The 12,067-nt window shown below is 51.9% G+C and carries 8 protein-coding genes; 5 read left to right on the top strand and 3 right to left on the bottom strand.

Annotated features, from left to right (window positions below; all coding sequences use genetic code 11):
• Positions 1 to 292 precede the first annotated feature (292 nt).
• Positions 293 to 559: a helix-turn-helix domain-containing protein gene (locus Q1B21_RS22405; protein ID WP_366525430.1), complete on the bottom strand. Its 267-nt coding sequence runs from the start codon at positions 557 to 559 to the stop codon at positions 293 to 295.
• A 177-nt stretch (positions 560 to 736) separates the two neighbouring features.
• Here Q1B21_RS22405 and Q1B21_RS21395 point away from each other — a divergent pair, with 177 nt between their 5' ends.
• Both Q1B21_RS21395 and aspT read left to right on the top strand, forming a co-directional pair.
• Positions 737 to 1,255, top strand: a complete 519-nt coding sequence (locus Q1B21_RS21395; RefSeq protein WP_299892982.1) for a hypothetical protein — start codon at positions 737 to 739, stop codon at positions 1,253 to 1,255.
• Between the two features lie 722 nt (positions 1,256 to 1,977).
• Positions 1,978 to 3,678, top strand: a complete 1,701-nt coding sequence (gene aspT / locus Q1B21_RS21390) for an aspartate-alanine antiporter (RefSeq protein WP_299892980.1) — start codon at positions 1,978 to 1,980, stop codon at positions 3,676 to 3,678.
• A 107-nt stretch (positions 3,679 to 3,785) separates the two neighbouring features.
• On the opposite strand, the gene Q1B21_RS21385 is transcribed toward aspT, so the two are convergent.
• Together Q1B21_RS21385 and Q1B21_RS21380 are read right to left on the bottom strand one after the other, a co-directional pair.
• On the bottom strand, positions 3,786 to 5,417 hold the full coding sequence (locus Q1B21_RS21385; RefSeq protein ID WP_299892978.1) for a bifunctional aspartate transaminase/aspartate 4-decarboxylase: 1,632 nt from the start codon (positions 5,415 to 5,417) through the stop codon (positions 3,786 to 3,788).
• A 1,470-nt stretch (positions 5,418 to 6,887) separates the two neighbouring features.
• Complete coding sequence (locus Q1B21_RS21380) at positions 6,888 to 7,505, bottom strand: response regulator transcription factor (RefSeq protein WP_299892976.1); 618 nt, start codon at positions 7,503 to 7,505, stop codon at positions 6,888 to 6,890.
• A gap of 155 nt (positions 7,506 to 7,660) precedes the next feature.
• Between Q1B21_RS21380 and Q1B21_RS21375 the strand changes: the two genes are divergently transcribed.
• From Q1B21_RS21375 to Q1B21_RS21365, 3 genes are all read left to right on the top strand, one after another.
• Positions 7,661 to 8,155, top strand: coding sequence for a molybdopterin-dependent oxidoreductase (locus Q1B21_RS21375; RefSeq protein ID WP_299892974.1), 495 nt, complete (start codon positions 7,661 to 7,663; stop codon positions 8,153 to 8,155).
• A gap of 43 nt (positions 8,156 to 8,198) precedes the next feature.
• Entirely contained in the window at positions 8,199 to 10,736 is a 2,538-nt protein-coding gene (locus tag Q1B21_RS21370; RefSeq protein ID WP_299892972.1) for an ATP-binding protein, read from the top strand.
• Positions 10,737 to 10,887: 151 nt separating this feature from the next.
• Positions 10,888 to 12,039 carry an NAD-dependent epimerase/dehydratase family protein gene (locus Q1B21_RS21365; RefSeq protein WP_299892970.1) on the top strand — a complete coding sequence of 384 codons (1,152 nt, stop codon included), beginning with the start codon at positions 10,888 to 10,890 and terminating at the stop codon, positions 12,037 to 12,039.
• Positions 12,040 to 12,067: the final 28 nt, after the last annotated feature.

Here is a 12,067-nt window from a genome sequence, read left to right as displayed (position 1 = left end):
TATTCATTTGCACCAAGCCCTTTGAGAGTGCCAGCTCTCGGGGGCTTTGCTTTTTCTAGGGGCTCATTTGTCGTCCTCCTTTCTTTGAAGTGGCTGGAACAGCACGGAGACAAGTGCATCGATGACATCAACTAAGGATTGCTCGATGCGCGAATTCAGTAGTTTGCGTAAACTGGCGTGCCCACACCCAATAGACCGTTGTCTGGCCTCTGCCTGAAACACAGGATCTCGGTCCTTTCTGGCTCACAAATGGGTCCCATCGCAACGCCACAACCTTTCCAGAACCTCGGATTCACGGCCTTCCCGGGCTTTGCCCCTCAGCCAACTCTGATTGGGCATAGCGCTCAGGAAACAGCTCCTCAACCGGCTGATTTAACACAGAAGCCAGGTACCTTTCGATTTTCTCTGAACGGCTTTTCCCAAGCGACACAGAGCTGACGGCGCTGGCTCCGACACCGATCCGTTGCGCTAGGTCCGTGAGCTTCAACCCTCTGATTTCTAGTTCACACTTGATCCGCGCGTGCCTTGCTCGGTCGATAGGGATATCGTTGTGTCTCATGACTTGACCTCGCGAATGGAGTCGATTTTTCAACTATCCCAAATAGATTTGATCGTGCGCGCGGCAGTCAAATCTTTTAAACGCTGCCCCAAATTGCAAAAGCACCTTCTTGGAAGTAGAAACATAGAATTGGCGAGTTGAAGAGAAAGCCGCATGTAGCTTGCCCGCGATACGTGGATGGTTAAGAACGACTACAAAACTTTCCGAAAAATAGACCCGACGGCAGTTACACGCTGTCATATTCGTTTGGAAAAAAATGGTGATTTCTGTGCGACGGTCTGGTTGAAAGCCAAACCAGGGCTGCCTTTTCAATTCTCGTCGAAGCATCTCGTTGCAGACTTTCGTGCCATAGAAATGCTCAAAGATTTACGTGCACGGTACTATTGTTCTCGCAAGTCTCTTTGGAGGCTACTGGATCAGCTGGGTTTTGATCGATGGGAACGCGTCATCAAAGACTATAAATCGCGCATGTCCTTGGCGCAGGTAGCGAAGCGTCATGGGCTGAAGCCAACGACACTTTCCAACGGCCTTAAGCAACGCGAAGTTCCAATTCGCTCAGGAAGGCCTCCTATTCAATTCGATAGCAGCGAAGTTCAAAAAGCGCTTCAAGACTGTCCTTCAGTTAATGAATTGCGCAGAAGGCTAGGGGCTTCTTGGGACAAGGCGAAAAAACAGATGAAGTCTTTTGAAAGATAGGCGTCTGTTCGATGCTTATTGCTAGAGAATTGCGATGTGCGACAAGACTGATCGCTAGATCTGTAAGCTCACAGAACGATTGCGGACCTGCGATGAGCCCATTGCTGCCGTTGCCGAGTGACTTTGCCGCTGCGGGTGCACTCAGCAGGTCAACGGCCTGAAGCTGACATTGGATTTGAGCCGCACTTGGCAGGTTGCGGAAAAACCTGCCAGCTTGGATGATCGTCTTTTTACTAGCAAAAAATTGCTGGTTGTTTTCCAGTAGACCCAAGAAAAGTTGCACGCCAACAACGCTGCCATACTCTCGGAACTGAAATTGTATGAGAAAGAGACTGAAGACTTAACTGCGTTTATGAGGACGCTGTCCTGTACACAGTCACCCGAAGTTCAGACTTATGACTTCATTCCTGCAGATCAGGTCAGAAAAACAACCTCTGTTCGCTACAACTTACGTGAGAATATCTGCAGCATGTCCGAAGGGAACACAAAAATCCATCGAGATGTCCAAGACTCACTCCCCAAAAACAAAGAGTGAATGGCGTGACTTACCTTCCAAAGTAGTTTTTTAGGCTGCAAATGCATCTGCCCTTTAAGAGAGTTTGTTCCAAGTAGTTTCGAAATGCCCGCACAACACCGGTTGTCTAAATTTTTTTGTTTTCAATACAGTTAGGCGCTGTATCTTGAGCGGCAACGACCAGCGTTGGGACGCGGGAGATTTCACAATGGAATTGATTACAGAACAGCTGCGCGCTTTCCCGATCATGGCACTGTTTCTTTGTCTGGGTCTGGGATACGGCGTCGGAAAGTTTCGGGTCGGCAAGTTCGAACTGGGGGGCATCGCTGGCACATTGTTGGTGGCGGTCTTCATTGGCCAGATCGGGGGTATCAACCTTAGCACCGATGTTCAGAATGTTTTCTTTTCCCTCTTCATATTCATGGTCGGCTACAATGGCGGGCCTCAATTCTTTGCTGCCTTGAACCGAACTGCACTGACCAAGTTACTGGCCGCATTTATGATGACCCTCTGGGGGTTGTTTTTTGTTATAGTCGTTGCTCGGTTGGCCGGCTTGGATAAAGGGCTGGCGGCTGGGTTGGCGGCTGGAGGCCTGACACAATCTGCAATCATTGGTACCGCTGGAAATGCCATCGATCTGCTTGGGCTGGCCGCAGATGAGGCGGAAAAGTTGAAAACCAACATCGCCGTAGGATACTCGGTTACTTATATCTTCGGCTCAATCGGCCCAATATTGGCAGTTAGTGTCATTCCAATTATTATGCGTGTCGACCTGCGGCAAGAAGCGATTAAGCTGGCTCAGAAACTCAGCGGCGGCGGTCGCAAACTAGAGGAAGGTGAGTTCCTTCCTATGAACCGGTTTGACGCCCGAGCCTATCAGGTAAATGGCGATGCAACCATTGCCGGAAAATCCGTCAAGCATATTGAAAGTGGCTATGATGGCGATCTGATCGTCGAACGGTTGCTCCACGATGGCGCTCCTGTGGATCCGACCCCGGAAACGATAGTCAATGCCGGCGACGTTGTGGTCGTCTCCGGGCTCGTCGCGACTTTGACTCAGTTCGAGGGTAGCGCCAGTGGGGAAATCGGAGAGTATCCTCCTGAACTGACAGTTGTAGAGGAACGTCGTAACGTAGTGGTCACCAACCGCAGACTGACTGGTAAAACGTTGGCGGAATTGCGCGAGGCTCTGACCGCGGATCAGAGGCGCGGTGTTCACATCTCAAAGATCACCCGCATGGGCCATGATGTCCCCGTCCTGCACAACACTGAGATCCACGCAGGTGACGAGGTCAGCATTGTCGGTCACAAGGACGACCTGAACCGAGTTGCGAAAGTTGCGGGCTACGTGCCGCCCTCGGCCTCGGTCACCAATTTCATTGCATTGGGGATCGGCGTGGCCATCGGCTATCTGATAGGAGAGATCAGTTTTGTCATCGCGGGAACGAAGGTGGCTTTGGGGTCCGGCCTCGGTTGCCTCGTTACAGGGTTGATCATCGGCTACCTGCGCATCCGGCGACCCAAGATCGGCGGTATTAACCGTGGGGCTGCGAATTTTCTTCAGAGCTTTGGTTTAGCTGTGTTTGTTGGTGTCGTTGGCCTCAATGCGGGCAAGCCCGCACTAGAGGCGATTCAGGAATACGGGATCACGCTGCTGCTGTTGGGTGTAGTGGTTACATTGATGCCCATGATCGTGCAGTTCCCAATCAACTATTTCGCCTTGCGAATAAAAAACCCGATTGAGGCCTGTGCGGTGGTGACCGGATCACGCTCGGGCAATCCCGGTTTTGCGACACTATTGGAAAAGGCTGGAAACTCGACTCCCACACCGGCCTTCACCATGACCTATGCCGTGGCCAACATCTTCCTGACGCTCTGGGGGCCGCTGGTTGTGGCTTTTGTTCCGTGAGTCCAACCGGAAATGGGCGCGACAACCGGGGTCCTAACTTGGAAGGGTGGGATCAGCGTGTCTGCCAATCATCACGCTGATCCTTACCTCTTTGCTGTTGCTAGATTTCAACCGTGCAAAGGCAGTCCTTTCGAGGCACGGTAGGCTTGCACGTAACCAGTGGCCACTGCGCGCACCGCTCTTCCGATCTGGCGGTAAGCGCTGTCATCCAAATTGGCGAACGATACCCGCGCTGACCAGTTGGGCGCGTCAAAGCCCGATCCATTCAGCAAAACGATCCCGTGGTCCTGAGCCAGTTTGAAGGATATATCTAGCGGGTGGACATTCTCTTTGATCCACTCGACCACCTCTTCGCCAACGTATTTACGGAGCCAGAATTCGAAGTCGATGATACCGTAGTATTTGTCGAATAGCGGGTTATCGGGAACTTCGATGCCCATCCCTTCGACCAATTCGTCAAAGCGATGCTTCAGAATACCCCAGCAGAATTTCTGATAGGCCTTCTCTTCGTCCATAAGCTCGACCAGTGAAAACAAAGTCATCATCACCTGCTGCGGTAGTGATAGACCTGCGGTGTGGTTCAGCGCAACATCGCGACTGTCGGCAACGATCCGGTCAATGAACTTGAACGAGGATGGATCGGGCGTCAACGTTTCGTACCGTGCGTTGACGACGGCCTTGGTTTCGTCCGGAGCCTCCGCAATCATCTTGTCGAAGATGTTGTTCTCGGCCACCAAAATCGCGCCCAAACGCCATCCAGTACAACCGAAATACTTGGAGTAGGAATAGACCCCGATGGTATTCTCAGGCAGGTGCCCCAAGATGGACTGAAAGTTTGGAACGAAGGTCCCGTAAACATCGTCAGTCAAAATGATCAGGTCCGGGCGGCGGTTCTTTACGAACTCGACAAGCCGCGTCGAGACTTCGGGGCTGATTGCAACTGATGACGGGTTGCCCGGGTTGACCAGAAATAGTGCTTTGACTTTCGGGTCGGACAAAATTTCGAAATCCTCGTCGTTCAGTTGAAAGTGGTCCTCTTCTCTCGAAGATACATCCACGGTGTTCAGCCCATAGTCTTCAAGTACCGGCATTTCCAGATAGGGCGTGAAAATCGGTGTGCCCAACGCAATGGTGTCGCCGGCATTCAGCAACCGCTGGTTTTTGAGTGCCTTAAAAATATAACACATCGCAGCGGTTCCACCCTCAACTGCGTAGATATCGAACTCCGCATCCGGTCGGTGCCCCGCGCACATCGCCCACATAACGTATTCGTGGACAATCGCCTCGTTGTGCTCCATGCACCGGTCGGGCATCGGGTAGTGGTCGCCAACAATACCGTCGGTCAACTCGAGCACGAAATCGTCCGGTATGAAACCAAATTTCTCAATCGCAAAATCCACTACGGCCACCAAAGTTTCCGCACCTGCAGGGCCGTTTCTTTCGACCGATTTGGCACAATATGCTTTTAGCCGGTCATAACAGCCGGGCCCTTGGGGCATCCCAGCCAGGCCGACCTGCGGCTCATTACGATGGCGCTGTGCTTCTGTCATAGCGAACTGCCCTAAAAGGAAAAAAGCCTCCCGTGCTTTAGTGGCGATCCAGTTAGGGTTCCCTCGACCGGCATTTAGGTATGGCAGAGCCATCTGCCGCGCCTCTTTTTGCGCCAACTTGATAAGTTCGTCTTTGATTTGGAAAGGACTTAGGTTTTCAAATTTATGCAGGTTGAGCGATTCTGGCATAACATCAAATCCTTGCGTTAAAACAGATGACGTAGTTTAGCGGATCGCATGCAAGGCAATGTGTCAATTAAAACAACGCAAATCTAAGAGAACGACGTAAAACCGAGGGTTATGAGTCTTCGTTACAATCCTTAGCTGCAACCATTTTGCAAGGCAGACAGAGTGATGGAAATTGCGCGGAGGCTTTGGGTTCGGAACTGACATCCACGAAAATTTGCAAAGTTCGCTTTCTACGCAAAACGGCCGTTCGTGGCCACTGGTACTGCGCATGCAGCGAAAGCCCGGAAGGTGGCCAGACTGTTACTTTTTCAGTTCGACAGAATGATACAATCGCAAATGGCGGCAGGCCCTCTACCTCATCACTTTCCTTTCCTGGGCCAGCGGGACTTGGACAAGCCAAACGCCACTGGCCGTTAGGGTGAGGGCGCGGCCCTCCCCCTCGGGCAACCCTTTTAGACAGGGCCGTGTCCTCGGCTGTGCCTGCTGTCGGGCGACACATAGTTTTGCCATTCAACGACGGCTAAGCCATTGATTTTGAGTCATTCGGTTTTTCATGGGCGCACGGGTTTTGCCATTTGCGACTCAAAGGCTTTCCATCGCGTTGGAGCAGCCGCAGGAGTCTATTTTGGTTTTTGATCGCCATCATCCGTACAGATCGTTTCTAAATCACTCAAAATTCCGGCCAGTTCTTCTCTGACAAGTCTTAGCCGTGCGATCGATATCGCTTCGCTCCGTCCCGCCAATTCCAGTACAACCGCGAAAACTGTGTCTGAGTGCTTCATCAGTGCGATCAGGTTCTCGCCTGTTGGTCCGTATGAGCCAGATATCCAGTTCTTAGCCGTTCGTTCACTTGCTCCAGTCCACCGCATCGTTGATTTTGTAGCTCGCCCTGCCCCACCCGGTTCTTGAGAAAGAGCGTCGCTGATCACCGCCCTGTGTCCTCGGCTGAAGCCTGCGGGCCGCGCCAACCCCATCGAATTGAATTGCACTTGTACCCCCAACCCTCGCCGGGAGCAGGTTTTAGAGACGATCGCCCTGAAGGGCTTCGCTCAAAACCAGTTTTTATGGGGAAACATACTCAACGCAACCATTTGGCAGAAGGCAAAGCTATGCGGCGCAAAGGAAAAGTTCTGTCGCAAAAGGCAAAACTATTTGTCGCCACATAGGAGATGTACGGCGACACATAGCTTTTCCATTTGACGGCAGCTAAGTCATTGATTGCGGCGAATCTGGTTTTTTTCTTTCGCACAAACTTTACCATTTGCGACTCAAAGGTCTGCCATTCAATCCGAGTGTCCCTCTTAACTGATGCTGCTGACCGCTTCAGTGATCGTCGAGACAAAGCTCGAAAGCTATTTAGACTTCGCGCACGACACAGGACTATTCTAGCAGGATAAGGATTTTGCCACGCGACCAAACGAGGGTTTGAAACAGAAACGATAAAACCTGTTGTGACGTTTGTTCCACCGTTTAGAACAACTGCTTCTCTTTCGCCAGTAGCGCGGCTTGCGTTCGATTGGAAACGCCCAGTTTTGCCAGCACGTTTTTTACATGCAGCTTTACCGTAACCTCTTGAATTCCCAGATTTCGGGCAATTTCCTTGTTGGAGAGGCCGATGCAGAGCTGTTCCAGCGTCTGCATCTCCCGGCCGGACAGGGTGGCAAAAACGCCAGATGACTCCACTGGCTCATCTGCCTGTCCGAAATCAAAGGGAAAATACCGTTCGCCTGACAGTACAAACTTGATGGCGTTGACCAGCGACACGGCTTTCAACGACTTGGGAATAAACCCGTTTGCACCGTTCTCCATTGCCTTGTTGGCAACCTCCCGGTTGGCGACACCTGACATCAGTGCAACCTTAGTCGCAGGAAAGGCCTGACGAGCGCGACTGAGGCCATTCAAGCCGTCCATTCCCGGCATGTGATAGTCGAGGATCAGCAGATCGATGGAATCCTGACCGCGCATCAATTCCAACGCTTCTTCCAAATTGGCAGCGGTTTGAACTTTGAAGTCGTCTACGGTTTCCAGATAGGCCGCGATTGTGTCGCGGACCAGATCATGGTCGTCAGCTAAGAGGATATTAGGCATGTCCACAGTGTCCTTACGCTGAACGCATTCACAACCAAAAAATCAGGCCAAAACATGACGGAACTATACTTTGGTATAGTTGCCTATGCCAATGCTCTGATGACCGTGGGGGATCAATAGTTATAACCCAGTTTATCTGACCCGGAGTCTATTCAATGGCACAAAAACACTACCCGCGGATTTACGTCGTGCTGTTCATGCTATTGCTGAGTTTAATCACTCCGGCCAAGGCTCGGGCAGAGATGATGTTGGAAGTAACAACGTCAGGCTCTAACTCCGCAACCGTCGAATTCAGCCTTCAAGATCTTGACGCAATGGACCAGGTGACATTCAGCACCTCAACGATCTGGACAGATGATAAAGTTACGTTCTCGGGGGTGCCGTTAAAAGCCCTGCTAACCGAATTGAACACAGACGGCACCAGTATCGAAATGGTGGCCTTGAACGATTACAAGGTCACGATGCCACTGGCGGAACTTGAAAACGACGCTCCGATCATCGCCACTCGCATGGATGGCGAGACGATGTCTGTTAGGGACAAGGGGCCGTATTGGGTTGTTTTCCCATACGATCAGGATCCCAAATACCGGGCTGAAACGATCTACACGTTCAGCATATGGCAGCTTAAGCATTTGAAAGTCGTAGATTAACACGCGGAGTATGCTTACGGTGACCTCAAGCAGGAGGTTGCAATTGAAGCCAGAGTTGAACCGATACCGTCTCTTGGTATTGGCAGGCATCTGCCTGTTGATCATCTTGTTCGCAACAATGGTCTCGAACCTGTTAACACAGGTACGCGACTTGTCGAGCGCTGATGAAGACAACATACAGTGGAGCATTTCGCAGATTGACATCGAGTTTGCGAACCTCGACGCCGTTCTAACCGAGCAAATTGCTGCACAGACAGGCTTCTCTGACCAATTACAGTTGCGTGCAGATATTGCCTTAAGTCGTTTGAACGTTGTCAATTCTGGACGGGCTCGCGAAATCTATGGTGACAGTAGCGAAGCGGCTGAATTGATTGAGAAAATCGAGGTCTTTGGGGACGATGCCGTTGCAATTTTGGATTCGTCCGAGCCGCTGGACGAAACTGATCTACTTGAGCTGAAACGCTTGGTTCGCGACGTTCGCCCTGTTGTTCGAGAGCTTGCATTGCTGGGCGTCCGGATAGTTGCCGAGCGTTCCGAGGACCGGCGCGCTGAATTGGCGGGCCAATTGTCTCGAACCGGGGGAATTGCAATCGGTTTACTGATCCTTATGGCGCTCTTGTTACTCTTCATGGATCGACTTTTGCAGCGCTCCGTTCGCAGGGACGCGGCACTATCTGCATCGTCAAAGCAACTTGCATCGACCGTCGCTGCATCACTGGATGCGATTGTAACTTCAGATAGCTCCGGACGTATTATCGAATTCAACGCTTCGGCCGAGCGCGTTTTTGGTTGGACCCGAAACGAAATTGTTGGGTTGACGATGGAGGACACCTTCATCCCACAGCGTATGCGCGATGCGCACCACAATGGCATGAAGCGTTACCTAGAAACGGGCGCGCCACGTGTCGTTGATGCCGGCCGTGTCGAGCTTGCGGCTTTGCGCAAAAGTGGCGAAGAGTTCCCAGTCGAGTTAAACGTTACAACCACTCATGATGGTGATGACACCAAGTTCATTGCCTACATCCGTGACATCAGCGAGCGTAAGATCAACGAGCAGAAGCTGATTGATGCCCGCGACCGAGCCGAGAGGACGGACAAGGCCAAGTCACAATTCATGACAGTGATGAGCCACGAAATGCGCACCCCCTTGAACGGTATCCTGGGTGTGCTTGATCTGCTTAAGACTACCCCCCTAAACGACCAACAGGCTCGCTATACCCGCATTGCAACATCTTCCAGCGAGGTTTTGCTGGAACATGTGAACGAAGCACTCGATATCACTCGTATTGAAACGGGCAATCTTCAACTGAACTCCGAAGTCTTTGATCTAACAGAGCTAATGCAAGCGTTGGTCGAATTGTTTGAACCACTCGCCAATGAGAAAAATTTGGCTGTGAAACTCAACATAAACCCAGCAATGCAAGGGCCATATCACGGTGATTCCGGGAGAATTCACCAGGTACTTACCAATTTGATCGGAAACGCAATTAAGTTCACTGAAGATGGAGAAGTCACTTTACACGTCAGCGGCATTCATGGCACCGAAACCTCTTCTCTTCGCTTTGAAGTGATCGATACCGGCATCGGAATTCCCGCCGAACAGCACGAACAGGTGTTTGAGGATTTTATTGCCCTCGCGAATAGCGAAGGTCGCCAGGCTCGTGGGGATGGTTTGGGTTTGTCCATCTCTCGTCGCATCGCGCGGGCGATGGGCGGGGATGTGTCCGTAAAAAGTGTCGAAGGCGCGGGATCGGTGTTCATCTTAACTTTGCCTTTAAGACGCACGGAACCTGAGACGCGAGACGACAGTGACAATCTGGCCCAAAACGCCAAGCAAGCGCCCACATGCAATATCCTTATTGTCGAAGATAACAGCATCAACCGCAGTGTCCTGTGCGATATGCTAACCTCGATGGGACACACTGTACGCGAGGCTGTTAACGGCGAAGATTGCCTACAAAAGGCCAAGAACGAGGCGTTCGATATCATCTTGATGGACATCAGCATGCCAGTCATGGACGGGATTGAAGCGACCGAACGCTTACGCCGCAGTAACGGGATAAACGCCAGGACACATATTGTCGGATTAACAGCCCATGGGCGCGAAGAATACCGTGAAAGATCTGTAGCTGCGGGCATGGATCGCTTTCACACCAAGCCCATCAGGCTAGAGGCTCTGCAAAATATTGTTGCGGAAGTGACCTCCAAGCACTTGTCCAAACCGGATACTGCACACTTTCCCGAAGCCCTTTCCGAGATGATCGACTTGTTAGGCAGCGCTAAGGTCGCAAATATCGCGGAGAAATTTCTGTCCGAGATAGCTGAATTTACGGCGGACCTTCGCGTAGCGAGCGACCCTCTCGATACGCTGGCTTTTGCGGAAGCAGCCCATAGGGTCAAGGGCGCGGCGTCTCTATTGGGGCAGATTGAGCTACACGATGCTTTTGAAAAGCTGGAACTTGACGCGCGCGATGGAAATCTCACGGCAACGCAGATCTGGGCCGAAACACTGGAAGCCGAGGCAGCAAAGTCCAAATCGGTACTTGATGGGGCCATCAACCGCCACGCCAACACCCCATAAGCCTATCCGCCCTACCCGTTGGGATAGCTGCCCCAGCCTTAATCCCCCCAATCTATACTCTCGCACCCCGGCACGTTTCGCTCCGGGCCTCTACACCTGAATTCATCTTGAACAGGGTCGCCTGGAGGGGCCCGCGTAGAGGAACATCAAAATGATATATTCAAAAAACATCATAGTGGTCGGTGGCGACGGATTCTGTGGCTGGCCAACGGCGCTCCACCTATCAAAGCTGGGTCATAACATTACTATCGTCGACAATATGTCGCGCCGTGAAATTGATGCGGCGTTGGGCGCTGACAGCTTGACGCCGATTGCCTCCATGGATGATCGACTGGCCGCATGGAAAGAGCATTCAGGCAATACCATTGCATTTGAAAACATCGACATTGCAGAGGATTTTGACGCAATCACCACTTTGCTGGACACGATCAAACCAGACACCGTCGACAACAACATTTCGGGCACTCACAACCTACTGGCGGCATCGGTCGCGCTGGGTTTGGATCCACACTTTGTCCACCTCGGCACTATGGGCGTCTATGGATACGATGATGACGGGTTGGAAATTCCTGAAGGCTACTTGCCGGTCTATGTCCCTAGTGACGATAAGCAGATCACGAAGCGTGACATCTTATACCCGACCAACCCCGGCAGCGTGTACCATCTGACCAAATCCATGGATCAACTGCTGTTCCAGTTCTACGCCAAGAACGATCGGCTGCGGATCACCGACCTACACCAAGGCATCGTTTGGGGAACTCAGACGGACGAAACCAAACTGGACGAACGCCTGATCAACCGCTTCGACTATGACGGGGATTACGGAACGGTATTGAACCGCTTTTTGATGCAGGCCGTCGTTGGTCACCCGCTGACGGTGCACGGAACAGGTGGCCAGACACGGGCGTTCATCCACATTCAGGACACCGTGAAGTGCCTTGCCTTGGCCGTTGAAAATCCGCCTGAAAAGGACGGCAAAGTTGCAATCCTAAACCAGATGACTGAAACGCATACCGTGCGCGAGCTAGCCAAACTGGTTGCAGATATTTCCGACGCGCGGATCGCCAACGTGGACAACCCACGCAACGAAGCCGCTGAAAATGATCTGCGAGTTTCGAACAAAACCTTTCTCTCATTGGGGCTGAAGCCGATCACATTGGCCGAAGGGTTGATCGACGAAACCCAAAAGATAGCTGAAAAATACGCCGGCCGGTGCATTCACAAGATGATCCCATGTGTTTCAACCTGGACCCACAAACAACGGCCCGGCGTTGTCTTTCCAAAGCCACACAAGGTGGCCTGACCCTCTGCACCGCTCGTGTTGGTCCCGC

The organism is uncultured Ruegeria sp., from assembly GCF_947504215.1.
Classification (GTDB): Bacteria; Pseudomonadota; Alphaproteobacteria; order Rhodobacterales; family Rhodobacteraceae; genus Ruegeria.
The sequence above is the reverse complement of the archived record's forward strand: the minus strand, read 5'-3'. Positions and strand labels throughout refer to the sequence as shown.